The sequence below is a fragment of the Ruegeria sp. AB8 genome, assembly GCF_056542605.1.
The window spans coordinates 163,167-189,845 of the sequence record NZ_JBQGAB010000007.1; the positions used below are offsets into that span (position 1 = coordinate 163,167).

Sequence of the window (26,679 nt, forward strand, 5' to 3'; positions counted from 1 at the left end):
ATGTCCTTCAAATCCACCCTGTTCGCCACCATCGCCACCGTAGCCATGGCCACTACCGCATTTGCCCAGGACCTGATCCTGGTCGAAGACGCCTATGCCAGATCCTCGGGCAAATCGGCCAAGGCCGGCGCAGCTTTCATGATGATCCGGAATGACAGCGGTCAGGATGACCGCCTGGTCGGTGTGACGTCGGATGTGGCGGCACGGGTCGAGCTTCATACCCACAAGGTAGACGAAAACGGCGTCGCCAAGATGATTCATGTCGAGGAAGGCTTTGCCATCCCGGCGGGCGAGGTTCACATGCTGAAACGCGGCGGCGATCACGTGATGTTCATGGGCCTGAAGCAGCCGTTCGAGCAGGGCGCGACCGTTCCTGTCACCCTGATCTTCGAGCAGGCCGGTGAAGTCACGGTCGAGGTCCCGGTCGATCTCGAGCGTCAGGATCAGGGCGGCCACGGCTCGCATTCCAACTGAACCAACGCCTGTCTTCAGGCCGCTCTGCGGCCGTCATCCATGCGTCAGGCCGGGTTTAGCCCGGCCTGTTGCCCTTTGGCGGTCCGGGTATGTTTGCTATCTGTTGACGACACGCAGGGCGATCCGGTCATGGGCCCGTTTGAACCGGGCCGTCAGCCAGAACATTACGGCGGCAAATGCCAGCGCAGAAAACGCAATAGCCCATCCCAGCGCAACCAACCCGCTGCCGGGCCAGAACATCAGAACCAAACCGATCAGAATGGCGATGATTCCGGAATTGCGCAGGGTCGGCCCTGCCGGGTCCATCTGGTGCATCTGCCGCCATGTCATGACGGATCCGATCCCCACAATCAGCGCCCAGGCCCCAAGCAGGAAGAAGGCAAGCCGGGCGGTTCCTTCGGGCCAGATCAGCAGGATCATTCCAATCAGCACGGCGCCGATGCCAAACCCGCCAATCAGCCCGCGCCGCCCGAACCCCAGCAACGTCAGCCCGCCATCGAGAATCAGCAAAAGACCGACCAGTTGCAACAGAACCGTGATGCTGCCGGTCGGCCAGAACAGGGCCGCAAGCCCAAGTGCGGCGGCCATCAGCCCACGCAGCAGGAATGTCCACCAAAGATTGGCGAGCTTGTCACCAAGCGCGTCCCGCCCTGCAAATGTGCCGTCTTCCAGAACTTCACCGCTCCGGGTCTGATGTTCCTCCATCTGGGTCTCCTGTTTTCGGGTCTTATTCCAATACGCGTGAACCCGATTGTAACGGATGGCATCAGGTCCGATCCAGCAGCCGATCCACCCACCCGGGCACGATCTGTGTGGCCGGGCCAAATACCGTCTCATCAAAATGGGACGCTCCGGAGGACGGTTCAAGGTTCAGCTCGATCGTCCGCGCCCCGGCGGCCTGCGCCTCGTGCACAAAAGCCGCCGCAGGATAGACCTGACCCGATGTGCCGATGGCGGCAAAGATCGCGGCTTCGGCCAGGTGATCATAGATGTCGTCCATGAAATAGGGCATCTCGCCAAACCACACGACATCGGGGCGGGCGGTTGGATGGTCACATGCGGGACAACGCTCGCCCACCGCCATTTCCGTCGGGGCCTGCCAGCGATGATTGCAGGCTGAACACAATGCGCCGGCCAGAGTGCCATGCATATGGATGACCCCTTTGGCCCCGCCCGCCTCATGCAAGCCGTCGACATTCTGGGTCACGATGACCACGTCTCCGTGCCAATCCCGCTGCAGCCGCGCCAAGGCTTCATGCGCCGCGTTTGGCTGCACCTGCGCGGCCTGTTTTCTGCGGGCATTGTAGAACCCGTGGACCAGCGCCGGATCGCGGGCAAAACCTTCGGGCGTGGCCACGTCTTCGATGCGGTGTTGCGCCCATAATCCGCCTTCATCGCGAAACGTGCTCAAGCCGCTTTCGGCTGAAATTCCGGCTCCGGTCAGAATGACGATCTTTCCCATGTCTCCTCCGCGCGCTACACCTTGGACTATGACCCACCGTATCCTGTTTGTCTGTCTCGGCAACATCTGCCGCTCACCCGCGGCCGAGGGCGTGTTCCGCGCCCGTGCCCCGCAGCACGAAACCGACAGCGCCGGCACCATGGGCTGGCACACCGGCAATCCGCCCTATGGCCCGATGCAGACCGCCGCCCGCACCCGGGGCATCGACCTGAGCGACCTGCGCGCGCGGCAGTTCCTGGCGGCCGATTTCAACCGGTTCGACCTGATCATCGGGATGGACGCCAGCAACATCGCAGACATCGAGGCCTTGCGCCCACCGGGCAACCAAACCTCTGTCCGCCTGCTGACGGACTTCGCGCCCCAGACCGGGGCCGATCATGTGCCCGATCCGTACTATACCCGTGATTTTGACGGTGCGCTTGACCTGATCGAAGCGGCGGTCGAAGGGCTTGACGCCCACCTGAGGGATTAGCCGATCACCTTCAGCCGGTCGCTGAGCCACGGCACCTGCTCGATCGCGGGGTCAAGGATATGGCTCCGCATCAGCCTTTGAATCATGCCCGCAATCTCGCGCGGAACCTCGTCGGGCCAGTCCGTGCGGGTGAACAGTGAGATGGTGCGCGAAAACTCTCCGAACGGGGCCGGGTAGACTTCAAGCCCGTCATGAAACCGCGCCGCCCGCATATAGCCCAGCGGTGTGGTGATCGCCCAGCCCAAGCCCCGCGCCACCATCGCCATCAGCGCCAGGTGCGAGCCGATCTCGAACCGTTCCTCGAACTCGACCTGCTGCCGCGCCAACTGGCTCTCGATCTGGCGGCTGATCAACTGTTCGCGGGCATACCGCAGGAACGGCAAGTCCCGCAGCGAGGCCTCCACACCTCCGGCGCCCTTGGGGGCCACCAGTATGAACGGATCGCGGACCAGGGGATACTCGACCACCCCCTCCAGCACCTCGCCGCTATGGGCCGAGACCGCCAGATGCAACCGCTGCTCCTCAAGCGCCTGAAACAGGTCAAGGCTGGACAGCGTGATCAGCTTGAATTTCGACCGGGTCAGGCTGTCGGCCAGCAACGTTGCCAGGCGTGGGGTCAGTTCGTTGTCGAAATCGTCGATCAGACCGATGGACAGCGTGGCCAGATGCCCCAGGTCCATCACGGAAAGCTCGCTCTGCGCCATCTGCAATTCGGCCAGCACGGCCCTGGTCCGGGCCAGAAAGCTGCGCCCGGCCTGCGTCAGCCGCATCGGTCGCCGCCCGTGATCCACCAGTTCAGCCCCCAGCGCGTTTTCCAGATTGCGCAACTGCTGGCTGACCGACGGCTGGCTGAGCCCGGTGATCTCGGCCGCCTGCGCTACCGATCCCGTCCGCGCCAGCGCCTCGAACACTTCGAGGCCGCGCAAGCTCAGCCCTTTCATAACCATGCAAAATCCTCTCGCTGCGCCTTTTCTGAGGGGCAGCGGGCGTCAGGTCAAGGATTGCGTCCGGCTTAGCTGCAGATCGCCTGCGCCATCTGGCCGAAGTTCTGATACCGATCCCACAGCGCGTCATCGCGCGCAGTTTTCGACATCTTCAACTCCTGCGCCTTGTGTGGGTCGGTAAACCACTTGGCGACGGTCTTCTGGTCGCTGCGCGTCAATGCCTGATTGGCCACATGCTGAATGCAGCTGCACCGATCCCGCGTCGCCGCCGCCCGGTCGGACGCCAGACATGCCTGTTTGATCTTGGCCGCATAGGAAGGGGCCGGAGCCACCGCCGTCAGCGACGCCGCACAGAATGCGATTAAGAGGAACTGTTTCATACTCGAGCCTCGTTTTTTTGCCTGCCCGGACGGGTCTTGTGCCCCTCTCGGTCTGCGGCGGAGTATGAATTAATCGGGGGTTCGGATCAATCATGCGTTGCGAAAAAGTGATTACCGTGGTCACCCCCGCCACACCCGTAGGCCGGGCTTCAACCCCGGCACCGTTCAAGGCAGGAACGCCAACCACTCTTGAACAGCTTCAATTGACCCTTCGATTGTCTGGAATACTCGGCAGTATGCACTGGCCCCGGCGACCGGAATGTTCCATCGAATGACCCCTTCTTCGGCAGGATCAGCTCTGCGCGCACCAGACCTGCAGGTCTTCCAATCCAACCTTCAGCATCGTCCCTCAGGCAAGACACGATTGCCGATGCAGGTGACGGCAGTTTCACTGCAACCCACCGCAGAGCACAGTATTGTCGGCATTCGTTTGCCAAGCTCCAATTCTTTCTTGGCTCAGGTTCCGATTGCAGTCGTTCTCCACCTTGACCGCCTTAAAAAACCCGCTAATACGCGGAACATGACAGACCTCGCTCATATCCGCAATTTCTCCATCGTCGCCCATATCGACCATGGCAAATCCACCCTTGCCGACCGGCTCATCCAGGAGACCGGAACGGTGCAGGATCGCGACATGAAGGAACAGCTGCTCGACAGCATGGACATCGAGCGCGAACGGGGCATCACCATCAAGGCCAACACGGTCCGCATCGACTATACCGCCGACAACGGCGAGCAATACGTCTTGAACCTGATCGACACCCCCGGCCACGTCGACTTCGCCTATGAGGTCTCGCGGTCCATGCGCGCGGTCGAAGGCTCGCTGCTGGTCGTGGACTCGACCCAAGGGGTCGAGGCGCAGACGCTTGCGAACGTGTATCAGGCCATCGACGCCGATCATGAGATCGTTCCGGTACTGAACAAGATCGATCTGCCCGCGTCCGACTGTGACCGCGTGGCCGAGCAGATCGAGGACGTGATCGGCATCGACGCGACCGACGCCATTCAGGTTTCGGCAAAAACCGGGCAGGGCATCCATGAGACGCTGGAAGCCATCGTGCGTCAACTGCCCGCGCCGAAGGGCACTCTGGACGCGCCGCTCAAGGCGATGCTGGTCGACTCGTGGTACGACGCCTATCTGGGTGTGATCGTTCTGGTCCGCATCATGGACGGCACGTTGAAAAAGGGTATGCGGGTCAAGTTCATGTCGAACGGCACCCTGCACCATGTCGACCGCGTCGGGGTGTTCCGGCCCGAAATGCAGATGATCGACAGCCTTGGCCCCGGCGAGATCGGCTTTCTCACCGCCTCCATCAAGCAGGTCCGTGACACCCGCGTCGGTGACACCATCACCAATGACCGCAATGGCACCGAGGTCGCCCTGCCGGGCTTCAAACCCGCGCAGCCGGTGGTCTTCTGCGGTCTCTTTCCCGTGGACTCGGCCGAATTCGAGGACCTGCGCGACGCGATCGACAAACTAGCGCTGAACGATGCCAGTTTCAGCTTTGAAATGGAAACCTCGGCCGCGCTGGGCTTTGGCTTCCGCTGCGGTTTCCTGGGCCTCTTGCACCTCGAGGTCATCCGCGACCGCATCGAACGCGAATATGATATCGACCTCATCACCACGGCGCCGTCGGTGATCTACCACGTCTACATGAAAGACGGTGAGATGATCGAGCTGCACAACCCCGCCGACATGCCGGACCTGTCCAAGGTCGACCACCTGGAAGAACCGCGCATCAAGGCGACCATTCTGGTGCCCGACGAATACCTCGGCGACGTGCTGAAGCTGTGTCAGGATCGCCGTGGCATCCAGCTGGACCTGACCTATGCGGGCAGCCGCGCCATGGTCGTCTATGACCTGCCGCTGAACGAGGTCGTCTTCGACTTCTACGACCGCCTGAAATCGGTGACCAAGGGCTATGCCAGCTTCGACTACCAGATGACCGGCTACCGGGAGGACGCGCTGGTCAAGATGTCGATCCTTGTGAATGACGAACCGGTCGACGCGCTGTCGACCATGGTTCACCGCGACCGGGCCGAGATGCGAGGTCGGGCGATGTGCGAAAAGCTCAAGGACCTGATCCCGCGCCACATGTTCAAAATCCCGATCCAGGCCGCCATCGGAGGCAAGGTGATCGCCCGCGAGACCCTCTCGGCCCTACGCAAGGACGTGACCGCCAAATGCTACGGAGGCGACGCCACGCGGAAACGCAAACTGTTGGACAAGCAGAAGGCGGGTAAGAAGAAGATGCGTCAGTTCGGGAAGGTCGATATCCCGCAGGAGGCGTTTATTAGCGCCTTAAAAATGGACAGCTAAAAGCTGGCCAGTTTTACGGCGGGTGGGCGAAAGCGGTTGGCGCAGCCAACTGCGTGCCCGCTGTTTGGGGTGGATGGAAAACAAAAAACCTGATCGCTAATCATCATCGTGTCCCAAGCGAAATCGTAACTCGCCTTTTGGGTACTTCCAGACTGCGCTAATTGGAGTTTTTCTCCAAATGGCGACAATCACGACTAGCAATAGCGCCGCAATACCAAGTAGCGCGATAACTCCATAGTCCATTTCACTGCTCCTACCATTCGTTCACTACTTTTTTTGTTGAATGATAGCCTTCGCTCGGTGGTAGTCCTTGGCGAGCATCGCGGCTAGGTACGCTACCTTATGCGAAACTGCATAAGTTTCAGCGATTTGTTCGATAGAGAGGTTTCCGTCGAGATGTGACACGGGAACTTGTAAAGCTATGCCGAAGAAATCGGCCTCTTCTTCTAGGTCTAAGTTTCGATGACGGATGGCGTGTTTTGCTTCGGTGGTAACCGAAGTATCTTTGGCTGCACGTTTGCTTGTGTTGAAACCTGAATTCCTGGCTCTGGCCGATAGCTTACGTTTGTGGCTTTTCAGAAATATGTGCCCAAACTCATGGCCAATGACTTCGTCGACCGCTTGTCTCCGCTCGTTGGTAGATTGATCCTCGAACAAATCCAACCAGACATATTCCCGAAGATACAGAATAGTTCCTCCACTGTAGTCGCAGAACGCAGGTATGCTCTTGAACAGTGACCCATTGGCATGAAAAGCTTCGTCGTAAGGCATGTAGAATACACCTTCGGGAAGGTTTTCTTTGAGCATATTCAACATACAAATTGGCTCCATCACACCTGCCCCACAAAGGCGCAGTTGACTGGCTTTCTCAACGATCTCAAATAGACGCTCGATCGACATGATCCTCTTTGGTCTGGGATCGCGGAGGTTCGAATAAGGTGATGTTGGAAAGGGAATTGGCATCAAGCTTACTCCGGAAGATAATCTGGGCCGCGCAGTTCGCGGAAAAAGGCAAGGATTTTGGTGGCTTCGTTTGTATCTCTTGGCCTAAGGGAGAGCTTTTCTTGGCTGATTGCCGCGAGGTATCTTAGGTTCTCGGCTTCCTCTGGTGATAGCTCAAAAACTTTGACGCAACTGTCCACGAAGCTGGTTGTCGGTGGGCGGGAGCCATTTAGAACGCGCGCGAGTAGAGCTGGTGAAACCTCCATTTCGGCAGCGATTGCCTTGTAGTTCTTTGCGCAAACTCGTGCCAGGTTTTGGAACTCCTGACTGAATGGTGAAATTGTCATGTTCTGCTCTCCTGCATAGGCAGGAGTATTTGACAATTTACGTAAATTGTCAATTATTTCCTATGGAGACATACAATTTATTGTATTTTGGGTGTTAGGTGGTACGAGATTTGGTCGGCGGGGCGCAGCGTATGTTGCTACTATTAATGTGCTCAATTCAACCCACCCGCCCGGTAGCACCGCCGGGCCGCGCCGACCTGCCCCCGTCAAACCGAAGGTTTGCCTCCGGCAAAACGGGCGGCGCGTTTGCGCCCCGGGGTTCCGCCCGTTCGCGGCTGAATTCGTCCACTGGACGAATTCCGGGACGCCGCTCACCCCCTCGGGCCAACCGCTGCTCTCACTTTCACCGACCACCCGCTACGCCATACGCGCAATTTAGACCCAACCATCTGATCAGAATGTGGTATTGTCTCTCCGGGGGACCGAGTTCAGGTGGACGCATTTCTTGTCCGGAAACTTGCAACGCCCAGGCCTCAGAAACGAGAGGGTATAATGCAAAAGTTCTTTCAGACGACCGCAATCTCTGTCCTTGCCATCGGACTGTTCGCTGCCTCGGCATCCGGGGAAACCTATGATTCCGCAGGCAAGGGGATGGGTATGAATGCCAACGAAGTCTACGGCATTTCTGACGGCCACGCGGTGGTGAAAACGCAGACCAACTACGACAGTTTCGAGGTCCCGTCCGGCCATCCGCTGGAAGGGGCGACAGGGGCCTGTTTTGGCGCGTTGCTGATCAATGCGGGCGCGGCCTCGGGCACCGGCAACTGCGTGTTCGACACCGCGTCAGGGGACAAGGCGGTGCTGAGCTGGGTCGCCAAGGGCCTCGGCGCGGATGGCGCGCTGACCGGGGACTGGACCGTGTCGGGTGGCACCGGCGGATGGGGCACCGCGTCGGGGAGCGGCACGTTTTCGTCGCTGACCGATCCGGAAACCAAGACGTTTGTGAACACGATAACCGGCAGTATCACGATGAACTGACTAAAAAGTTTAAAGCCATGGTATCGGGCGCGCGGGCAGGGGTTCGCGCGCCCGATCCGCGTGGGCATCGCCTGAGCGTTAGATGAACCGATCATGAAGTTTCCCTTAGGTAAGTTGTAACCCGCTTTCACCCTCCCAATCTGTTTGGCAGAGAGAAGGAGAGAGCCCATGACCAGATACATGACCGCCGGAGCCGCCGCTCTGGCCACCACACTCGCCCTTGGAACCGCCGCGCTGGCAGATGCCACACCGGATCTGCGCGGCACCTGGGCCGGCAGCTACACCACGGTATCGCCCTCGCGTACCGCCACCGGTGACGTGCCGCGCTTTAACAATGCCGAATGGGTGCTGCATATCGAAAAGCAGCAGGACAACGTGTTCTGGGGACCCAGCAAATGGCGGCGTGCGGCCAGCGAGGACTGGACTGTCTATGACGCCACAGGCTCGGTCAGTCTGGACGGGTCGGGCAAGATCGGCATCGTCGAAAGCTCGGCCGATCCGACGATTGGCGTGAATGCCCTGATCGATGCCCGCTATGAGGATGGCAAGATCTATGCGGATTTCCGTAGCCTGCGGAACGGAACGACCTACAGCACTGTTCTGGAACGTCAGGTGAACTGAAGTGTTTCCGGCCCGGTCGGGCTGTAGGGGGTACTGGCTGTCGTTGGCAGCGCGTAATAGGTAATCCCGCCCGGGCCGGAACGCTTCTCAAAAACGGAATCAGCGTCTCCGCCAGGAGGGGACGGGCCGGGCGGCAAGCTCGCCGCCCGCGACAGGATCCAGACCGCCCCGCGCAAGAATGCGGCGTTCCTCGGCGCGGGTCATCTGGATTTCGCGAACCTTCAGCGCGGCCCCGCGCGCGGTGACGTAGATGCCGTCCGGCTCCGGTTCCATCCCCGGACTGTTCCGCCCCCGCGACCACACTCCGCGGATGCCGCTCAGAAGATGTTTCCACCCGACCTTGTCATCGTCCTGCAGGTGCCAGATCCGGCTGGCCTCGGTGATCGAGATCAACGCAGCCTGCGGTTTGCCGTGGCGGGTCAGGATGATCACTGCGCGGGAATCCTGGGCACGGGTGACCAGATCACCCAGATGGGCGCGGGCGTTGGAAATGGTGCAGCGTATCGGCGAATCTCCGTATGTACGATTCGAAAGATCGGGGGGCCGATGGATGTACAAACCCTGCAATTTCGGCCTAGGGCACTGCGCGGGGCCTTCGCACCTGCAGAAATCGTCCAAAATTGGGCCGCTGTTTCATGTCCGGACTTATCCACCCTCAACCCCACGCGGCATCGCGGATTTCAGAGTTGTCCACAACTCTTTCCCGGCGGATACCAACAGGTTATCCCCGTCTAATTTTCATGCTGCAGTGCTATTTTCTTGTCGGTTGATGGTGTGAATGTAACAGTCTGATCACCGCAACGGTTCTTAGGAACCCAAGCGGGACGCAAGGGCCAAGGGGGCCGCGGTGATGAAAGCGGATCTTAGGATTTAGTTTTGATCACAATGGCTTACCGGTGGAGGATCGGTTGAGTTGGGCTTTATGTCCGGATCAGATGATCAGCCTCTCAGACGGTTCGTGCGTGCTGCGCCGCGACATTGAGCGTGACGTAGCGGCTTTGGTCCTTTCGGGGGCCGGGCAACTGGATCGTGATGTCTTTCGGGACGGATCGGACAGGCAAGGCGTCAGGGGTGTCCGCAAGGATACATGCAAAGACCGCGTCTGCGCACCTGACGCCTTTTCCTTTTTCGAACCCCGGGTTCATACAGGCTGCCACTACTCACCTGCCAACGAGAGCGGGGTTCTTTTGCTTGAGCAAAAGAACCCCGCATTTGTATCAGGATATGCAATGCCGCGTCTATGCACCTGTGGGTAACATCCTACATGACCTTTTTGAGGTGCGCAACTATATATAGGGTACACTGCTGCCGCCGACGCAATATGCGGAGGGTCTTCGGCGGTTGTTCAGTATGTGACCATTGAGTTATTCGGTCTGTCCGTTGTCCGTAGTGGAACAGTTGTCAGGCGTGTTTCCCGGCGCAGAATAGCTCGTAAACCACTTCCAGTATCCGGCGCGGGCGATCATCTGCCAGGCGATAATAAATGGCTTTGCCTTCCCGGCGGGGCGTCACAAGGCCTTCCAACCGCAAACGGGAAAGTTGTTGCGACACAGCGGCCTGACGGGCAGACAGCAACGTCTCCAGCTCGGTCACAGATTTCTCTCCAGATACCAGATGGCACAGGATCATGAGGCGACCCTCGTGACTGATAGCTTTTAGAAAGTTGGACGCTTCTGTCGCGCTGGTCACCATACGGTCCAGGTCTTCAGGGTTCATGTCCTGTGCGAGCTGAGGCAGTGCCATTGTTCCGATCCTTCTTGGCCCGATAAAAGGGCAGGTGTTAACCAATTACAGACGCTCAATATGGGCTGTGTAGATACAGTTATTGATCATGCATCACAATATGCACGCATCAAAATACCGTGATGAAAGACATACGCCACCGAAGCCAAACCGCATTTCGATGATTTTCCGGACACCGATCCGAACCACGGGCGCCCTCAAATGCCACTCGACAATTCCAAAAGCAAGAATACCTGACCGATGTCAGCCGACCCCTTGCAGCCCCTCTGTGCCGATACTAAGACTCGTGTAACTTTTCTTCGGGTAGTGTCCCGATCCATAGCAAAGCAGGCAGGTTCCGAATGTTCGATCCCGTAGACACATATATGAACACTCTTGTCCCGATGGTCGTCGAACAGACCAGCCGGGGCGAGCGCGCATACGACATCTTCTCGCGCCTCCTGAAAGAGCGGATCATTTTCATCAACGGTCCGATACACGATGGCATGAGCCACCTGATCGTGGCGCAACTGCTGCACCTTGAGGCGGAAAACCCGAACAAGGAAATCTCGATCTACATCAACTCGCCCGGCGGCGTCGTCACCAGCGGTTTGTCGATTTACGACACAATGCAGTACATCAAGCCGAAATGTTCGACATTGGTGATCGGTCAGGCGGCCTCGATGGGTTCGGTTCTGCTGGCTGGGGGCGAGAAAGGCATGCGCTTTTCGCTGCCCAACAGCCGGATCATGGTGCACCAGCCCAGCGGTGGCTATCAGGGTCAGGCCAGCGACATCATGATCCATGCTGCCGAGACGCAAAAGCTCAAGGATCGCCTGTATGATATCTACGTGCGTCATACCGGACAGACCAAAAAGGCGGTTGAAAAAGCGCTGGATCGTGACAATTTCATGAGCCCGGAAGAAGCCAAGGACTGGGGCCATATCGACGAGATCGTCGAAAACCGCGCCAAGATGGGCGGAGAAGAGGCCTGAGTTCAAAACCTCGCGCGCACTGCGCGAGGTGCGATTTTGAGATTGTAGCGGCCCCGGCGCTGGCCTAAGCTGCGTCAAAAGGCGGCAAGCGCGGCTCGATGGGGTCGCTGGGATGGAGCCCGAAAGGTAGAACATGGCGACGAATTCAGGCGGTGACGGCAAGAACACGCTCTACTGCAGTTTCTGCGGCAAGAGCCAGCATGAGGTGCGCAAACTGATTGCCGGCCCGACCGTGTTCATTTGCGACGAATGCGTCGAGCTGTGCATGGATATCATTCGCGAGGAAACCAAGGCCAGCGGCCTGAAGTCTTCAGATGGCGTGCCAACGCCTAAGGATATCTGTGAGGTGCTGGACGATTATGTCATCGGTCAGGCCACTGCCAAACGGGTTCTGTCGGTTGCCGTGCACAACCACTACAAGCGCCTGAATCATGCCCAGAAGGCGGGCAATGATATCGAACTGGCGAAATCGAACATCCTGCTGATCGGCCCCACCGGTTGCGGCAAAACCCTGCTGGCGCAAACGCTGGCACGGATTCTGGATGTGCCATTTACCATGGCGGATGCGACGACGCTGACCGAGGCCGGATATGTGGGTGAGGATGTCGAAAACATCATCCTCAAGCTGCTTCAGGCCAGCGAATACAATGTCGAGCGTGCGCAGCGCGGCATTGTCTATATCGACGAAGTCGACAAGATCACGCGTAAGTCAGAAAACCCATCGATCACCCGCGATGTCTCGGGCGAAGGCGTCCAGCAAGCGCTGCTGAAACTGATGGAAGGCACCGTGGCCAGTGTTCCGCCGCAAGGTGGCCGCAAGCATCCGCAGCAGGAGTTCCTGCAGGTGGATACCACGAATATCCTGTTCATCTGCGGCGGTGCGTTTGCCGGGCTCGACAAGATCATCGCGCAGCGCGGCAAGGGTTCGGCCATGGGTTTCGGCGCAGACGTCCGAGAGAATGACGAGCGCGGTGTCGGCGAGATTTTCAAGGATCTTGAGCCGGAAGACCTGCTGAAATTCGGCCTGATCCCGGAATTTGTCGGCCGTCTTCCGGTTCTGGCCACGCTGGAAGATCTGGATGAGGACGCTTTGGTCACCATCCTGACCAAGCCCAAGAACGCCTTGGTCAAGCAGTATCAGCGTCTGTTCGAGCTGGAAGATGCCGAGTTGGCCTTTACCGATGACGCATTGCAGGCAATCGCCAAGAAGGCCATCGAACGCAAGACCGGCGCGCGTGGTTTGCGCTCGATCCTCGAAGACATCCTGCTGGATACCATGTTCGACCTGCCGGGGATGAAAAACGTGACCGAAGTGGTGGTCAATGAAGAGGCCGTGATGTCAGACGCTCAGCCTCTGTTCATCTATGCCGATGCCGGACAGGAATCCGCCTCTGCGGGTTGATCGGACGCGGTTTCAAAAAATCGGTTGGTTTCGGCCTTTCGAGGGGGGGGGCTGCCCCCATCGCGGCAGGCCGCGATTCCCCCGGGATATTTTTAGCCAGATGAATAAAGGATCCCTTGTTCATCTGGCCGCAAATATCCCGGAGCGCGAGGCAGAGCCTCGCAAAAGCACCGCGGTGCAGACCCCGGATGAACCTTCTTAAGGAGAGCAGTGTGATCAAACGTATTTCCTCGGGCGGCGAGTTTGAGGCCAAGGTTGGATATTGCCGCGCGGTTGTGGCCGGTGGGTTTGTTCATGTCGCGGGCACGGTCGGGCAGGGCGATACGGTGGTTGAACAATGCCGGTCCGCGTTGGGCATCATCGAAAAGGCACTGGCCGAGGCCGGGGTGGGTTTTGCCGACGTGGTTCGGGTCACATATATGCTGCCGGACCGGATGGAATTTGCACCGTGCTGGCCAATCCTGGCCGAAGTTTTCGGAAAGCACCCTCCGGCAGCGACGATGATCGAGTGTGGCCTGATCGACCCAAAATACAGGATCGAAATAGAAGTAACCGCGGTTTTGCCGGAATGACGCAGATGCGTTGCGTGGTACTGGACCTTGCCCGGCCTTTGGTCCATACCTTCCTTGACTTAAATGCCGGAGGCAACCGATGGGAATCCTGAACACTCTATTGCGGGCGGTGACCTGGTGGAATGGGGCGACCCTGAACACACGGATTTTCACCTCGCGCAATGGCATCAAGGTTGGCGAAGACAACGAAGGCAATATTTTTTACCGCAATGCCGATGATAGCAAGCGCTGGGTCATCTTCAATGGCGAGGTCGAGGCCAGCCGGATTGATCCGGACTGGCACGGTTGGCTGCACCGTACCTGGGATGAGCCGCCCACCGACAAGCCGCTTGCGCACAAGTCCTGGGAAAAACCACATCAGGAAAACCTGACGGGAACAGCTTTGGCATACATGCCTGCTGGATCGTTGCGCCGGGCCGAACCGGTCGAGCGATCCGACTATGAGGCCTGGAGCCCGGAATAGGCGAGGCGAGCGATGTCTACCCATAACATGACCGAAGTTCTGGTCGGCGGTGTTGTACTGGCATGCGCCGTCGCATTTGGCGTTTATGCCAGCCAATCCACCGGCCTGTCGCAAAACCGCACGGGCTATGAACTGGGCGCATCCTTCCGATCCCTGGAAGGTGTGGGGGTCGGAACAGACGTGCGCTTGGCGGGGGTGAAGATCGGGACTGTGACGGGTGTCGAACTGAACGCCGATACCTATCGTGCCGATACAACCTTCACGATTGCGGATGGTGTCTTGGTACCGGATGACAGTGCCATCGTGATCTCTTCCGAGGGGTTGCTCGGCGGGAACTTTGTTGAAGTCATGCCCGGCGGTTCGCCCTTCTTTTTTGAACCCGGAGACGTGGTCGAGGATACGCAGGGTGCCGTCAGCCTGATCTCACTGCTGGTCAAGTTTGTGGCCGGAGACGGCAGCGAATGATGCGCGCAGCGCTTTTGGCGCTTATCCTGTCCGCAACCGGTGCAATGGCCCAGCAAAAAGTAGCGTCGGGGCCGGGTGCCATGCTGCGTGGTCTGGACAAGGTCAGTGGCCAGACCGTCGATGTCGAGTTGAAAAGCGGCGAGACACAGACCATCTTTGGGCTGGATGTCGCTCTGGGCGATTGTAGGTATCCGATTGAAAACCCCACCGGCGATGCGTTTGCCTTCCTGACAATCTGGGAACAGGGCAAGACCGAGCAACTGTTTGACGGCTGGATGATTGCAACCTCGCCCGCGCTGAATGCGCTGGACCATTCCCGTTATGACGTTTGGGTAATCCGCTGTATGACCCCCTGAGGGGTTTGAGAGATTTCGGCGGAAAAATGAGCGCTGGCATTGACCGCCCTTTCCAGAGCCTGCTGGTAGCGCGCGCGCGGGATTTCAATTGCGCCAAGCGAGGCTAGATGCGCGGTCAGAAACTGCGTGTCGAACAATTGAAATCCGGTCTGACTTAATCGGTCCACCAAATAGGCAAGGGCGATCTTCGACGCATCGGTTCGGTAAGAGAACATGCTTTCGCCAAAAAACGCGGCACCGAGGGCCACGCCATAGACGCCTCCGACCAATCTGCCTTGGGCGTATATTTCCAGCGAATGGGCATGGCCCGAGCGATGAAGCTGCAGATATAGATCGCGTAGTTCGGCGTTTATCCAGGTGTCCGCGCGGTCTGCGCATCCATCGACAACCCCGGCGAAATCACGATCGATTGAAACAGAATAGTCCGCGTTTCGTATGCGACGGGCCAGGCTTCGGGAAATGTGAAACCCATCCAGCGGAAACACTCCGCGCAGTTTGGGATCAACCCAGAACAGTTCAGCCGCGTCCCGGTGCTCGGCCATCGGAAAGATACCGATGGAATACCCGTGCAGCAGAAGTTCAGGAGACAGGCTCATGATTTTTGGCCGGGCATTGGGTGGGTGTGACCACCCAATGCCGCTGTCTTACTGGGCCATGTTTTGCGCAAGCCAACGCTCCAGCCAGTGAATGTTGTAGTCACCGCTGTGAATGTCGGATTCCTGCAAAAGCGCGTGGAACAGGGGAACCGTGGTGTCGATACCGTCGACGATCAATTCACCCAGCGCTCGTTCCAGCCGCGCCAGCGCTTCGGCCCGGTCACGGCCTTGCACGATCAGCTTGGCAATCAGAGAGTCGTAATAGGGCGGGATCGAATACCCGTCGTAAAGCGCCGAATCCATCCGGACGCCCAGTCCGCCCGGCGCGTGATACGCTGTGATCTTGCCCGGGCAGGGCGAGAAGTTGGGCAGTTTTTCAGCGTTGATCCGAACTTCGATGGCGTGACCGTTGATCTCCAGATCGTCCTGGCCGAAGGACATCGGCTCACCTGCGGCGACGCGGATTTGCTCGCGCACCAGATCGACGCCAAAGATACCTTCGGTGACGGGATGTTCTACCTGCAGGCGGGTGTTCATCTCGATGAAATAGAACTCGCCTTTCTCATAGAGAAACTCGATGGTCCCGGCGCCGATGTAGTTAATCTTGGCCACCGCATCTGCGCAGACCTTGCCGATCTTGGCGCGTTCTTCCGGGGTGATGCAAGGGCCGGGGGCCTCTTCAAACACCTTCTGGTGGCGACGCTGCAGCGAACAATCGCGCTCGCCCAGATGTACGGCCTTGCCTTTGCCATCGCCGAACACCTGAATCTCGATGTGGCGCGGCGTGGTCAGGTATTTCTCGATATAGACCTCGTCGTTGCCAAAGGCGGCCTTGCCCTCGGCGCGCGCGGTCATGAATGCGCTTTCCATCTCGTCGGCATTCATCGCGACTTTCATGCCGCGCCCGCCGCCACCGGCGGTGGCCTTGATGATGACGGGATAGCCGAATTCCTCGCCGATCTGCTTGGCTGTGGCCAGATCAGGCACTCCGCCATCCGATCCCGGAACGCAGGGCACGCCCAGGGCTTTCATCGTATCCTTGGCGGTGATCTTGTCGCCCATGATGCGGATATGTTCTGCAGTGGGGCCGATGAAGGTAATGCCGTGGTCCTCGACGATCTGCACGAACTCGGCATTCTCGGACAGGAAGCCATAGCCGGGGTGAATGGCCTGCGCTCCGGTGATTTCACAGGCCGATATGATCGCAGGCATCGACAGGTAGCTTTGCGGGCTGGGCGGAGGGCCTATACACACCGATTCGTCCGCCATACGCACATGCATGGCGTCGCTGTCAGCGGTAGAATGCACGGCGACCGTCTTAATCCCCATCTCGCGCGCGGCACGGATCACGCGCAGGGCGATCTCGCCTCGGTTGGCAATCAGGATCTTGTCGAACATGGGCCCGCCTTACTCGATGATGACCAGAGGGGTGCCGAATTCCACAGCGTCGCCATCGCCGACCAGAATACGTTTGACTGTACCCGACTTGGGGGCGTGGATGTGGTTCATGGTCTTCATCGCCTCGACAATCAGCAACGTGTCGCCTTCGGACACGGATGCCCCGACAGAGATGAAAGAGGGTGCACCGGGTTCGGCCTGCATGTAGACAGTGCCAACCATGGGCGACGTCACGGCGCCGGGGTGGCTGGCGGGATCTTCGGCAGCGGCGGGCGCTTCCGCAGGGGCCGGAGCCGCAGCAGCAACGGGGGCGGCAGCGACCGGTGCAGCGGCCGGAACGGTCATCTGAACCGGGGCAGGCACGGCCTGCGACATGCGGCTGACGCGTACGTTCAGGCTGTCTTCCTCGCCATACTCGCGCTTGACCTGCAATTCGGTCAGGTCATTTTCGCGCAACAGTTCGGCCAATGCCTTGATGAACGCCACATCCGCTTCGTGCTTGGTATCTGTCATGAGTGTCCTCGACGGTTCCCCTTTGGCCCGTCTGTTTCGTGCGGGCTTTGGTCTGATTAGGCAGCGTTATAAGCCATGCGCACGGTCATGAAAAGTGCCGTCTCGCCCTGCTAAATTGGGGTTTTATTCGGAAACGTGAGGGGGTGAGGCGCTCATAATGGCATCCCCGACAATTTGGCGACAAGCTCGGGCAGTTTCCGGGCGCCGAACTTCTCCAGAAGCCGCGCGCGGTAGGCCTCGATGGTGCGATAGCTCAGGCCCAGTTCTCCGCCGATCTCCTTGGCGGATAGCCCCCGGCACGACAGGATGGCCACTTCGCGTTCCCGCGCGGTCAACTCAACCAGTGGCCGTTCTTCGGAGATATCGGAAAAGCTCCAGATTCCATGTCGAAACGGGTCATCAGGCGTCAGCGAGCGCCCGCGCGCCCGGCACCAGAACAGATCGCCATTGCGCCGACGCATGACGCGTTCATCCGTGTAGTAGCCCGTATCGCGCATCACCTGCAGACTGCGTGCGCCAATGCGCTCCCAGTCGGCCACGGACGGGTAGAGATGCAGCAGCGGCATGTTGCGATATTCCGCTTCTTCGCCGCCAAAGGTGCGCGCGAATTGCAGATTGCATCGCCGGATGATCCGGTTTTCCAACTCGACAAGGCCGATCGGCGCGTATTCGAATGCAGGGTCGCTCATTTCTGTATCGTGCCGGGATTTGTGATGAAAATGAAGTAGTATGAAGAAATAGATCGAACGGGGATGCCTGTTGGTGAATATTAAACGAAACGCATGGTGCGGTATAGCTTGTCAATTGTGTAAAGACCGGTTGAAAATAATGCTATAAACTTCTTTTATTAATAATTTTATCTGAAAACAAATCTGGGATATACAGTAGCGGCAACCGAAGGGAGGGTGCTGCAATTCGGGGTGTATTGACAGGAAGCCGTATCAGGGAACGTCGGCAGATAGCTGGTATGCGCCAGTCCGAACTTGCCCGGCAGGTCGGCATTTCGGCCTCTTACCTGAATCTGATCGAACACAATCGACGCCGGATCGGCGGTAAGCTGTTGGTCGATATAGCGTCAGTTCTGATGGTGGAACCTTCGGTACTGACGCAAGGTATTGAGGCCACGCTGATTTCGGCCCTGCGTGAGGCTGCGGCGGAATCGGTCGGCCATTCCGCCGAAATTGACGGGCTGGAAGAATTTGCCGGACGCTTTCCTGGGTGGGCGAAGGTGCTGGCACAGATGCATCGGCGGGTCGTGTCGCTTGAACGCACAGTCGAAACACTGTCCGATCGCCTGACGCATGACCCGCACCTGGCCGCATCCATGCACGAGGTTCTGTCAACGGCAGCAGCGATTCGATCCACGGCAGCCATTCTGGTCGACACCCGGGATATCGAGGCCGAGTGGCAGGACCGATTTCATCGAAACCTGCATCAGGATGCAGAGCGTCTGGCCGACAGTTCAAAGGCGTTGGTGGCCTATCTGGATGACAACGACTCGGCAAACGATCGCCGGGGTGTCCCACTGGAAGAAGCCGAGGCGTTCTTTTCGGATCATGCGCACCATTTCCCAATGATCGAAGAGAACGGAGCAACCGGCGAAATAGACCTCAACGCGCTTGATTCTGGTGCCGCCAGGGCCGTCACGCGCGATCTTCTGAGGCTCTACGCACAGGACGCACAGGCCCTGCCGCTTGAGCCACTGAAGGCAGCTCTGGCTGATACAGGAACAGATCCGCTGAAACTTGCGGCCCGGTTTTCGGTCGACCACGCCACGGTATTGCGCAGGCTGGCCTTTTTGCCCAAGGACACGCTGACACGCCCGACAGGCCTCGTGATCTGCGACGCCTCGGGAAGCATCCTTTTCTTCAAGCCGGTACAAGGGTTTGCCTTGCCGCGATACGGCGAAGCCTGCCCGCTGTGGCCGTTGTATCAGGCGTTGAACCGGCCATTGGTGCCGATCCGCAGGCGTGTTCTGCAACTTGGCAGAACAGCGGCAGAATTCGAGTGTCATGCGGTGGCCTGGCCGCATAGCATATCGGGTCACGAGGACGGGCCGGATTACCGGTCTGTCATGCTGGTGCAACCGGTCGAGTTTGCCGGAGACACAAGTAATGCAAGTGTCCGCGCCGGTCCCGGCTGCCGTGTGTGCCCAAACCCGGAATGCGGATCGCGCCGCGAACCGTCGATTCTGAGTGAAGGTTTTTGACAGTTTCGTAACATAGCGCTTAATCTGAATGTGACAGGTCGCCAGGCGCGTGGCCGGTCTCGGGGAGGAATTGCAAATATGAGCCGTAAGGTTCTGTTAATTGAGGATGAGCCGAACATTGCTGAGGCCATTCGGTTTTTGCTGACGCGTGAAGGCTGGCAGGTCGAAACCCATGCCGAGGGTACCGATGCTGTTGAAGTGATTCAGGGGGCAAACCCTGATCTGGTGATACTAGACGTGATGTTGCCGGGGAAAAACGGCATGGACATCCTGCGGGATTTACGCGAGCTGGACGAGATGAAAGCTCTGCCGGTCCTGATGCTGACTGCGCGGGGCCAGTCCCGCGACCGCGAAATGGCTGAAAATGCGGGGGTCAGTCGGTTCATGACCAAGCCGTTTTCCAATGCCGAAGTTCTGACAGCGGTGCGGGACCTGCACGCACAGGCCACCCGGACATGAGCCAGAGCGAAGACCATCAGCCGCCAGCGGGGCGGTCTTCGCTGTTTCTTGAACGTCAAGGCTATCGTCGGCGCAGGTTGATGGATGCGGCCCGGTTGCTGCCCGTTCTCGGCGGCGCCCTTGTTGCAATCCCGCTGTTATGGCCCTCGGTGGATAGCGCCGGGGCCGGCGTTCCATTGTCCTCGGCCATCTATTACATCTTTGCCTGTTGGGGGCTGCTTATTCTGGCCAGCGTGGGATTTGGCTATGCGGCCAGGCGTTTGTCCCGGCGCGATGAAACCGAAGCGGATACGGATCAATGGCAACGCTGAACGTCCTGATCCTGGTCTGCCTGGGCTATGTGGTGTTGCTGTTTGGCGTTGCGTTCGCCGCCGACAGAATGGCGGCAGCGGGCAAGGGTAAATGGCTGCGTTCACCGCTGATATATACGCTGTCCCTGTCGATCTACTGCACCGCCTGGACCTTCTACGGTGCAGTCGGAAACGCAGCCCGTTCGGGGCTGGAATTCGTGACCATATATCTGGGGCCGACTTTGGTGATGATCGGTTGGTGGTGGGGCCTGCGCAAATTGGTCCGGGTCGGACGCAGTCAGCGTGTGACTTCGATCGCGGACCTGATCTCCTCCCGCTACGGCAAGTCCAACACGCTGGCCATCTGTGTGACTATTCTGGCGGTACTGGGCGGCACGCCTTACATCGCGCTGCAACTACAGTCGATAACCCTGTCCTTTTCCATTTTTGCCGAAGCAGACCCCTCGGGCCTCTATCGCGAAGGTTCCAGTGTATTCTGGGTTGCGGCAGGTCTTGCCGTTTTTGCCATCCTGTTCGGCACACGCAACCTGGACGCGAACGAGCGACACCACGGTGTGGTGACGGCCATCGCGTTGGAATCCGTGGTAAAACTGTTCGCCCTGCTTGCCGTCGGTGCGTTTGTGGTCTGGGGCGTTGCGGGGGGGATCTCCCCGATGATGGAGCGTATCGACGCGTCGGATATCGGTCGATGGAACGTGGATGCGGGCCGATGGACCACTTTTGTTTTCCTGTCCGCCGCTGCCTTTGTCTGTCTGCCGCGCATGTTCCAGGTCATGGTGGTGGAAAACGATGACGAAAGTCATCTGCGAACCGCTGCATGGGCATTTCCGCTGTATTTGCTGCTGATGAGTCTGTTTGTCGTTCCGATTGCCGTTGTGGGGCTGGATCTGTTGCCCGAAGGCTCGAACCCGGACCTGTTCGTTCTGACCGTGCCGCTGTCGCAAGGCAATGACTGGCTGGCGATGCTGTCCTTTATCGGCGGGTTCTCCTCGGCCACGTCTATGGTGATCGTGACTGCGATGGCGCTGTCGACCATGGTATCGAACCATATCGTCATGCCAATCTGGCTGAGCACGCAGGAAGGTTCCGGTTCGGTTTCGGGTGACGTGCGCAACGTGGTGTTGATGTCGCGCCGTGTGTCCATCGCAGCCCTGATGGCGCTAGGCTACTTTTACTACCGGCTATCAGGGGGCGGGGCGGCTTTGGCCTCGATCGGTCTGATTGCTTTTGCGGGTGTATCCCAGATTCTGCCGGCAATGGTCGGCGGCCTGTTCTGGCGCGGTGCCACTCGAACCGGAGCACTTGCCGGGCTGAGCGTTGGGTTCGTCCTGTGGATCTATACCCTGCTTCTGCCGGGAATGGGCGGCGCCATAATGCCTGACAACGTCGTGCAGAACGGGCTGTTCGGTTGGGGCTGGCTGCGGCCACAGGCGCTGTTCGGGATCGAGGGGATCGACCCGATGGTGCATTCCGTTCTGTGGTCCATGTCTCTGAACACTGTTGCCTTCTGTATCGCCTCGCTGCTGAGCTTTCCCAGCCCGCTTGAACGCCTGCAGGGTGCGCAGTTCGTGAATGTCTTTGATCACTCTGTCGCGCCGGGTGGCTGGACCGGTTCGGTCGCTCAAAGCGAAGATCTGATGATCATGACCCAGCGGATTCTGGGTGCAGGTCCCGCGCAGGAGTTCTTTCAGTCCGAGGCCAGACAACAGGGCGGGCGCGCCGATCTGCCTGAACCGACGCCGGGGTTTCTGGAACGGCTGGAACGCGAGTTGAGCGGTTCGGTTGGTGCCGCTACAGCCCATGCCATGATCGGACAGATCGTTGGCGGTGCATCGGTTTCCGTCGAAGATCTGCTGGCGGTCGCGGACGAATCCGCGGAACTGCTGGAATATTCCAGCAAGCTTGAGGAAAAGTCCGCAGAACTCAGCCGCACGGCGCGGAAACTGCGCGAAGCCAACACGAAGCTGACGCAGATTTCCGAGCAAAAGGACACATTCCTAAGTCAGGTCAGCCACGAATTGCGTACGCCAATGACCTCGATCCGGGCTTTTTCCGAGATCATGCGTGACACGGACGGACTGAAGCGCGAGGAACAGACCCGATATGCCGCGATCATTCATGACGAGGCGTTGCGATTGACTCGTTTGCTGGACGATCTGCTGGATTTGAGTGTTCTGGAAAGTGGCAAGGTCAGTCTGAATATGGGGGACGACACGTTGCGCTCGGTTCTGGATCGAGCGGTCTCCAGCGCGCTTGCAGGAACGGAAAAGACCCTGACCGTGCGGCGGGTGCGTGGTGCTGAACGGATTCCGCTGCACACGGATCTGGACCGCCTGGCCCAGGTGTTCATCAACCTGATTTCGAACGCTCAGAAATACTGCGACGCGGCTGATCCGGAACTGACGATTTCGGCTCATGACATTGGCGGTCAGGTGGTGATTGACTTCGTGGACAATGGCACTGGCATCCCCCCCGAAGCGCGTTCGGTTGTGTTCGAGAAATTTGCCCGCGTAGGGGTCGAAAAGGCCCAGGGGGCGGGGTTGGGTCTGGCGATCTGCCGCGAGATCGTGCAGCGGCTGGGCGGCGAGATCAACTATCTCGCGGGGCAGGGCGGGGCGGCGTTCCGGGTCAGCCTGCCGCTGGCCTACCGGCAGGCTGCGCAATAACGGCCGTCTAAAGACATTCGTAACTTTGGCTGGGTTACACCTGAACCTGGAATTCGGAATAAGGTGGCGAACAGGGCGATGACACAACCCGTCAATGCGGCTTTGGTGCGTAAGCTTGCAATCAGGCCGGTCGAACCCGACGACACGCCCCGATCGGTGCTGCGGGCCCTCCGACTGGCACTGGCCAGGGCGGCGGGCGAACAATGGAACCTACCACTAACTGTAATCGGCGCAAAACAGACGACCTGCCCGCAGGACGGGTTGGCTGACCTGATAGGGAAAGACTGGCTTTTACTGTTGTTTCGGGCGGACAATGGGGTCATGGCTGCCGTTTGTCTGAACCCCGGCGCTGTGTCCGCGATCGTGCAGGCGCAAACCTTCGGTGAGGTGCTGCCGGGTGAACCTAAGCCGCGCCCTTTCACAGAAACAGATGCGGCCATGGTGGCGCCTCTGATCGAAGATACGCTGGCTCGGTCCGTCGATCTGGTCGCCTTGGCGTCCGATCAGGCGAGCCTGTCGGGGTTTGAGTTTGCTTCCCGCCTGCCGGATACACGGGCCCTGTCATTGGCTTTGGTGGAAGACAGATACCGCCTTTTCGACCTGACTGTGGAGCTGGGCGGAGGGGCGCGGCAAGGTCAGATGTGCTTTCTGCAACCCGTGCCAGCACAGGTTGCGGAAACCGGTGACGCGGCCATTCAGCAAACAGGGCCCCGACTGGATCAGGCGACCGGCGTTTTACGGGCTGAACTGAACTCCGTGATCTGCCGAATGTCACTGCCCCTGACGGCATTGTCGGAACTAAAGGTGGGCGATGTTGTTCCCCTGACCGGCGCAAGGCTGGACCGTACCAGGCTCCTGACGATTGACAAAAGCCCCGTCGCTGTCGGTCGTCTGGGTCAATGTGGGGGAATGCGCGCTGTTCGGCTGAATGAGCAAGGAATTACACCTGTCCCCGCCGATGCGGCAGCGTTGGCATTTCTGGAAAGCAAGCCCGACGAAAAACAGTCGATCCCCAACGATCCAACCGCACAAGTCGATGCGGTTGAGGCCTCCTCGCCAAGAGACACGCGTTTGCTGACATCAGCCGATGCGGAACTGAATTATGAGGACGCCGATCAAATGGCCGCCGAGATATCCCAGCTTGCTGGATTGACCGGGCCGGAAACCGACCCGGGCCATAATTTCTGATCAGCTTTTTTCCTGGCGGATGTGATCCAATGCCGGACGCAGGTTTTCCAGCATGTAACCTGCATTGGTTGTGGCGGACAGGATGTCATCCGTGCTCATCCGATCACATTGCCCCAGCGCCCAGACCACCGAGCATCGCGTGCCTGATGCGCAATAAGCCAGAACCGGCCCGCTGCAGCTTTCCGCAAGTTCACGTTGAAGTGCCACGTTCTCGGGGGTCATGGTCTGGTGTGTCAGTTCCAGAACCTCGTATTCCATCCCTGCATCGCGAACTGCCTGTCCGATGGCGTCAGACTGCATGTTCGCCGGAACTTCGATGTTGGGCCTGTTGCAGATGACTTTGACGAATCCTGCCGCAGCGATAGCTGGCACATCCTCGACCGTGATTTGTGGCGAGACGGCATAGCGGGGGGTGATTGGTCGAATCTCCATTCTGATTGCTTAGGCCGGGTTTGCGGTTCTGTCCAGTTGCGAACCAAGGGTTGGAGCCATCAACATACCCGTGATCATTGCCACCATGAACACAACGCCGCCAACCCCGCCGTAGCTGAGCGACGCAATGGCCGGGCCCGGGCACAATCCGGCCAGCCCCCAGCCGGCCCCGAACAGAACCGATCCAATGATCAGACGGCGATCCAGTTCCGATGAAGGTGCGTTCGGAAACTGCCCACCCACCAGAGGTGCGCGGTTGGTCGTCAGCTGCCAGGCAACCAACATAGGCAGAATTGCACCTCCCATCACAAAGGCCAGGGTAGGATCCCAATTGCCGAACACGTCCAGCCAGCCTTGCACCTTGGTGGTGTCCGTCATGCCCGAGATCAGAAGACCCGCGCCAAAAAGGGATCCGGCAATCAGAGAAATCAGAACGCGCATCAGATCACCCCCCAAACGTGCCGCAGCAGGGCAATCGTCAGCCCGCCCGCGGCGATGTAGACAATCGTGGCAACGATCCCACGCGTTGAAAATCGCGAGATGCCGCACACACCGTGCCCGGAGGTGCAGCCGTTTGCGATCCGGGTGCCGACGCCAACCAGAAGGCCGGCGGCTATCACAACCGCGATGTTTCCGGTCAGATGGGTTTCAGCTTGCGGATTCATCAAGGGGCGAAGCAATGCCGGTATGGCGACAACACCGGCGATGAACGCCAAACGCTCGGCCATTCTGCCGCTGCGATCCACCAACCCGCCAAGGATACCGCTGGCGCCCATGATGCGGCCGTTTCCCAACAGATAAACTGCGGCGCCGAGCCCGATCAGAAGGCCTCCGGCGAGGCCCCATATCCAGTCTGCATTCATGTTGTTTTGCCTTCTTCTAAGCGCCTGTACGCGTCAAAGCTTGTTGAGGGGCAGCTTCAGAAATACGTCGCCTTTTTCGTCCGCAGGCGGCATCTGCCCGGCCCGCATATTGACCTGTAGCGATGGCAGGATCAGCCGGGGCATCGCCAGTGTCGCATCCCGCGCATCCCGCATTTCCACGAATTCTTCGATGCTGCGTCCCTGTCCGATATGTACGTTCAGCGCCTTTTGCTCGCCCACCGTCGTTTCCCAGGCAAACTCATCGCGTCCGGGTGCCTTGTAGTCGTGCCCGACGAAAATCCGGGTTTCATCCGGCAAGGACAGGATTTTCTGGATCGAGGCATACAGCATTTCAGAGGAGCCGCCCGGAAAATCGCAACGTGCGGTTCCGAAATCGGGCATGAACAGGGTGTCCCCGACAAAAGCCGCGTCACCGATCACATAGGTCATGCAAGCCGGGGTGTGCCCGGGCGTATGCAGAACGTCGCCCCGCATCTGGCCGATGTGAAAGCTGTCATTTTCCGAGAACAGAGCGTCGAACTGACTGCCGTCGCGTTGGAATTCCGTACCTTCATTGAACACCTTGCCGAACGTGTCCTGCACCGTGACGATCTGGGCGCCTATCCCGATCTTTCCGCCCAACTCCTGCTGCAGATAGGGCGCGGCCGACAGGTGATCTGCATGCACATGGCTTTCCAGAATCCATTCGACTTTCAGTCCGCCGGACCTGACGTATTCGATGATCCGGTCGGCCGAACCCGTGCCGGTCCGCCCCGATGCATGGTCAAAATCCAGCACGCTGTCGATAATTGCGCACGCAGTGCCTTCGGGCTCTTGCACGACATAGGATACGGTGAATGTATCCGGATCGAAAAAGGCTTTCACTACTGGTGTCATGCACACCCCCATTAAACGTATCACATATCATATAGTAAATTCGGAATGTGATGCAATCATCAATTCCTTGTTGATGTCGGTCAAGGCATTCTGACTCGGAACCGCATAAAATTCATGCAGTGCGCGCAAAGTGGCGAAATCTTCCCCGGGAACCGGCGGGAATCCGCAACCTTGGGTGGAAATGTTCTGAAAGTCGCAATACCGTTACTTACTACGCATATCTGCAAGACTG

Annotated in this window: 33 protein-coding genes; 16 read left to right on the plus strand and 17 right to left on the minus strand. The window is 58.9% G+C overall.

Annotated features, from left to right (window positions below; all coding sequences use genetic code 11):
• Nucleotides 1–474: a copper chaperone PCu(A)C gene (locus tag ACR0CG_RS09445; protein WP_480524358.1), complete on the plus strand. Its 474-nt coding sequence runs from the start codon at nt 1–3 to the stop codon at nt 472–474.
• Nucleotides 475–570: 96 nt separating this feature from the next.
• On the opposite strand, the gene ACR0CG_RS09450 is transcribed toward ACR0CG_RS09445, so the two are convergent.
• Nucleotides 571–1,179, minus strand: coding sequence for an HdeD family acid-resistance protein (locus ACR0CG_RS09450; RefSeq protein ID WP_480524360.1), 609 nt, complete (start codon nt 1,177–1,179; stop codon nt 571–573).
• A gap of 61 nt (nt 1,180–1,240) precedes the next feature.
• A complete protein-coding gene (locus ACR0CG_RS09455) occupies nt 1,241–1,936 on the minus strand; it encodes an NAD-dependent deacylase (RefSeq protein WP_480524362.1) in 696 nt (231 codons plus the stop codon).
• Between the two features lie 28 nt (nt 1,937–1,964).
• Between ACR0CG_RS09455 and ACR0CG_RS09460 the strand changes: the two genes are divergently transcribed.
• Nucleotides 1,965–2,408 carry a low molecular weight protein-tyrosine-phosphatase gene (locus ACR0CG_RS09460; protein ID WP_480524363.1) on the plus strand — a complete coding sequence of 148 codons (444 nt, stop codon included), beginning with the start codon at nt 1,965–1,967 and terminating at the stop codon, nt 2,406–2,408.
• Here the strand turns inward: ACR0CG_RS09460 and ACR0CG_RS09465 are convergent.
• Together ACR0CG_RS09465 and ACR0CG_RS09470 are read right to left on the minus strand one after the other, a co-directional pair.
• Nucleotides 2,405–3,355 carry a LysR family transcriptional regulator gene (locus tag ACR0CG_RS09465; protein ID WP_480524365.1) on the minus strand — a complete coding sequence of 317 codons (951 nt, stop codon included), beginning with the start codon at nt 3,353–3,355 and terminating at the stop codon, nt 2,405–2,407. The genes ACR0CG_RS09460 and ACR0CG_RS09465 overlap by 4 nt on opposite strands.
• A gap of 65 nt (nt 3,356–3,420) precedes the next feature.
• Nucleotides 3,421–3,732, minus strand: coding sequence for a hypothetical protein (locus ACR0CG_RS09470; RefSeq protein ID WP_170614710.1), 312 nt, complete (start codon nt 3,730–3,732; stop codon nt 3,421–3,423).
• 520 nt (nt 3,733–4,252) lie between these two features.
• Between ACR0CG_RS09470 and lepA the strand changes: the two genes are divergently transcribed.
• On the plus strand, nt 4,253–6,052 hold the full coding sequence (gene lepA / locus ACR0CG_RS09475; protein ID WP_480524367.1) for a translation elongation factor 4: 1,800 nt from the start codon (nt 4,253–4,255) through the stop codon (nt 6,050–6,052).
• A gap of 267 nt (nt 6,053–6,319) precedes the next feature.
• On the opposite strand, the gene ACR0CG_RS09480 is transcribed toward lepA, so the two are convergent.
• Entirely contained in the window at nt 6,320–6,952 is a 633-nt protein-coding gene (locus ACR0CG_RS09480) for a hypothetical protein (RefSeq protein ID WP_480524369.1), read from the minus strand.
• A gap of 68 nt (nt 6,953–7,020) precedes the next feature.
• A complete protein-coding gene (locus ACR0CG_RS09485) occupies nt 7,021–7,341 on the minus strand; it encodes a helix-turn-helix domain-containing protein (RefSeq protein ID WP_480524371.1) in 321 nt (106 codons plus the stop codon).
• Nucleotides 7,342–7,833: 492 nt separating this feature from the next.
• Here ACR0CG_RS09485 and ACR0CG_RS09490 point away from each other — a divergent pair, with 492 nt between their 5' ends.
• Nucleotides 7,834–8,319 (plus strand): hypothetical protein, encoded by a 486-nt coding sequence (locus ACR0CG_RS09490; protein WP_170807944.1) that lies wholly within the window; start codon nt 7,834–7,836, stop codon nt 8,317–8,319.
• A gap of 168 nt (nt 8,320–8,487) precedes the next feature.
• On the plus strand, nt 8,488–8,940 hold the full coding sequence (locus tag ACR0CG_RS09495) for a hypothetical protein (protein WP_170680848.1): 453 nt from the start codon (nt 8,488–8,490) through the stop codon (nt 8,938–8,940).
• A gap of 99 nt (nt 8,941–9,039) precedes the next feature.
• Here ACR0CG_RS09495 and ACR0CG_RS09500 read toward each other — a convergent pair whose 3' ends face one another.
• From ACR0CG_RS09500 to ACR0CG_RS09510, 3 genes are all read right to left on the minus strand, one after another.
• Entirely contained in the window at nt 9,040–9,507 is a 468-nt protein-coding gene (locus tag ACR0CG_RS09500; RefSeq protein ID WP_480524373.1) for a type II toxin-antitoxin system Phd/YefM family antitoxin, read from the minus strand.
• A gap of 380 nt (nt 9,508–9,887) precedes the next feature.
• Nucleotides 9,888–10,097 carry a hypothetical protein gene (locus ACR0CG_RS09505; RefSeq protein ID WP_480524375.1) on the minus strand — a complete coding sequence of 70 codons (210 nt, stop codon included), beginning with the start codon at nt 10,095–10,097 and terminating at the stop codon, nt 9,888–9,890.
• 244 nt (nt 10,098–10,341) lie between these two features.
• The gene (locus tag ACR0CG_RS09510) at nt 10,342–10,683 is read right to left on the minus strand and encodes a metalloregulator ArsR/SmtB family transcription factor (protein WP_170614702.1); all 342 of its coding nucleotides are present in this window, start codon (nt 10,681–10,683) and stop codon (nt 10,342–10,344) included.
• Nucleotides 10,684–11,024: 341 nt separating this feature from the next.
• On the opposite strand from ACR0CG_RS09510, the gene ACR0CG_RS09515 reads away from it, so the two are divergent.
• The 6 genes from ACR0CG_RS09515 to ACR0CG_RS09540 all read left to right on the plus strand — a co-directional run bounded on the left by ACR0CG_RS09515 (nt 11,025) and on the right by ACR0CG_RS09540 (nt 14,915).
• Nucleotides 11,025–11,657 carry an ATP-dependent Clp protease proteolytic subunit gene (locus ACR0CG_RS09515; protein ID WP_170614701.1) on the plus strand — a complete coding sequence of 211 codons (633 nt, stop codon included), beginning with the start codon at nt 11,025–11,027 and terminating at the stop codon, nt 11,655–11,657.
• A 133-nt stretch (nt 11,658–11,790) separates the two neighbouring features.
• The gene (clpX, locus tag ACR0CG_RS09520; protein WP_170614700.1) at nt 11,791–13,059 is read left to right on the plus strand and encodes an ATP-dependent Clp protease ATP-binding subunit ClpX; all 1,269 of its coding nucleotides are present in this window, start codon (nt 11,791–11,793) and stop codon (nt 13,057–13,059) included.
• A 188-nt stretch (nt 13,060–13,247) separates the two neighbouring features.
• Nucleotides 13,248–13,631 carry a RidA family protein gene (locus tag ACR0CG_RS09525; protein WP_480524377.1) on the plus strand — a complete coding sequence of 128 codons (384 nt, stop codon included), beginning with the start codon at nt 13,248–13,250 and terminating at the stop codon, nt 13,629–13,631.
• A 79-nt stretch (nt 13,632–13,710) separates the two neighbouring features.
• Nucleotides 13,711–14,094, plus strand: a complete 384-nt coding sequence (locus ACR0CG_RS09530; RefSeq protein WP_480524379.1) for an NADH:ubiquinone oxidoreductase subunit NDUFA12 — start codon at nt 13,711–13,713, stop codon at nt 14,092–14,094.
• A gap of 12 nt (nt 14,095–14,106) precedes the next feature.
• A complete protein-coding gene (gene mlaD, locus ACR0CG_RS09535; protein ID WP_170614697.1) occupies nt 14,107–14,559 on the plus strand; it encodes an outer membrane lipid asymmetry maintenance protein MlaD in 453 nt (150 codons plus the stop codon).
• Nucleotides 14,556–14,915, plus strand: a complete 360-nt coding sequence (locus tag ACR0CG_RS09540) for a DUF2155 domain-containing protein (protein ID WP_480524381.1) — start codon at nt 14,556–14,558, stop codon at nt 14,913–14,915. Before mlaD ends, ACR0CG_RS09540 begins: the two co-directional genes overlap by 4 nt.
• Here the strand turns inward: ACR0CG_RS09540 and aat are convergent.
• The 4 genes from aat to ACR0CG_RS09560 form a co-directional block, all read right to left on the minus strand.
• A complete protein-coding gene (gene aat / locus ACR0CG_RS09545; protein ID WP_480524383.1) occupies nt 14,879–15,511 on the minus strand; it encodes a leucyl/phenylalanyl-tRNA--protein transferase in 633 nt (210 codons plus the stop codon). The genes ACR0CG_RS09540 and aat overlap by 37 nt on opposite strands.
• Before the next feature lie 48 nt (nt 15,512–15,559).
• Entirely contained in the window at nt 15,560–16,909 is a 1,350-nt protein-coding gene (gene accC, locus ACR0CG_RS09550) for an acetyl-CoA carboxylase biotin carboxylase subunit (protein ID WP_170614694.1), read from the minus strand.
• Nucleotides 16,910–16,918: 9 nt separating this feature from the next.
• Entirely contained in the window at nt 16,919–17,422 is a 504-nt protein-coding gene (gene accB, locus ACR0CG_RS09555; RefSeq protein ID WP_170614693.1) for an acetyl-CoA carboxylase biotin carboxyl carrier protein, read from the minus strand.
• 152 nt (nt 17,423–17,574) lie between these two features.
• The gene (locus tag ACR0CG_RS09560) at nt 17,575–18,111 is read right to left on the minus strand and encodes a LuxR C-terminal-related transcriptional regulator (protein WP_170614692.1); all 537 of its coding nucleotides are present in this window, start codon (nt 18,109–18,111) and stop codon (nt 17,575–17,577) included.
• A gap of 278 nt (nt 18,112–18,389) precedes the next feature.
• On the opposite strand from ACR0CG_RS09560, the gene ACR0CG_RS09565 reads away from it, so the two are divergent.
• From ACR0CG_RS09565 to ACR0CG_RS09585, 5 genes are all read left to right on the plus strand, one after another.
• Nucleotides 18,390–19,631 (plus strand): short-chain fatty acyl-CoA regulator family protein, encoded by a 1,242-nt coding sequence (locus tag ACR0CG_RS09565; RefSeq protein WP_480524385.1) that lies wholly within the window; start codon nt 18,390–18,392, stop codon nt 19,629–19,631.
• A 78-nt stretch (nt 19,632–19,709) separates the two neighbouring features.
• Nucleotides 19,710–20,090 carry a response regulator transcription factor gene (locus ACR0CG_RS09570; RefSeq protein WP_170680831.1) on the plus strand — a complete coding sequence of 127 codons (381 nt, stop codon included), beginning with the start codon at nt 19,710–19,712 and terminating at the stop codon, nt 20,088–20,090.
• On the plus strand, nt 20,087–20,401 hold the full coding sequence (locus ACR0CG_RS09575; protein ID WP_170807953.1) for a hypothetical protein: 315 nt from the start codon (nt 20,087–20,089) through the stop codon (nt 20,399–20,401). Before ACR0CG_RS09570 ends, ACR0CG_RS09575 begins: the two co-directional genes overlap by 4 nt.
• A complete protein-coding gene (locus tag ACR0CG_RS09580) occupies nt 20,389–23,067 on the plus strand; it encodes an ATP-binding protein (protein WP_480524387.1) in 2,679 nt (892 codons plus the stop codon). Before ACR0CG_RS09575 ends, ACR0CG_RS09580 begins: the two co-directional genes overlap by 13 nt.
• A gap of 78 nt (nt 23,068–23,145) precedes the next feature.
• Complete coding sequence (locus ACR0CG_RS09585) at nt 23,146–24,255, plus strand: FliM/FliN family flagellar motor C-terminal domain-containing protein (RefSeq protein ID WP_480524389.1); 1,110 nt, start codon at nt 23,146–23,148, stop codon at nt 24,253–24,255.
• Here ACR0CG_RS09585 and ACR0CG_RS09590 read toward each other — a convergent pair whose 3' ends face one another.
• Genes ACR0CG_RS09590 through ACR0CG_RS09605 form a run of 4 tightly spaced genes read right to left on the minus strand, consistent with a single transcriptional unit; the run spans nt 24,256 to nt 26,447 of the window.
• The gene (locus ACR0CG_RS09590; RefSeq protein ID WP_170680823.1) at nt 24,256–24,687 is read right to left on the minus strand and encodes a TIGR01244 family sulfur transferase; all 432 of its coding nucleotides are present in this window, start codon (nt 24,685–24,687) and stop codon (nt 24,256–24,258) included.
• Nucleotides 24,688–24,696: 9 nt separating this feature from the next.
• The gene (locus tag ACR0CG_RS09595) at nt 24,697–25,128 is read right to left on the minus strand and encodes a DUF6691 family protein (RefSeq protein ID WP_480524391.1); all 432 of its coding nucleotides are present in this window, start codon (nt 25,126–25,128) and stop codon (nt 24,697–24,699) included.
• Nucleotides 25,128–25,550, minus strand: coding sequence for a YeeE/YedE family protein (locus ACR0CG_RS09600; RefSeq protein WP_480524393.1), 423 nt, complete (start codon nt 25,548–25,550; stop codon nt 25,128–25,130). Before ACR0CG_RS09600 ends, ACR0CG_RS09595 begins: the two co-directional genes overlap by 1 nt.
• Before the next feature lie 33 nt (nt 25,551–25,583).
• Nucleotides 25,584–26,447, minus strand: coding sequence for an MBL fold metallo-hydrolase (locus tag ACR0CG_RS09605; RefSeq protein ID WP_170619544.1), 864 nt, complete (start codon nt 26,445–26,447; stop codon nt 25,584–25,586).
• Nucleotides 26,448–26,679: the final 232 nt, after the last annotated feature.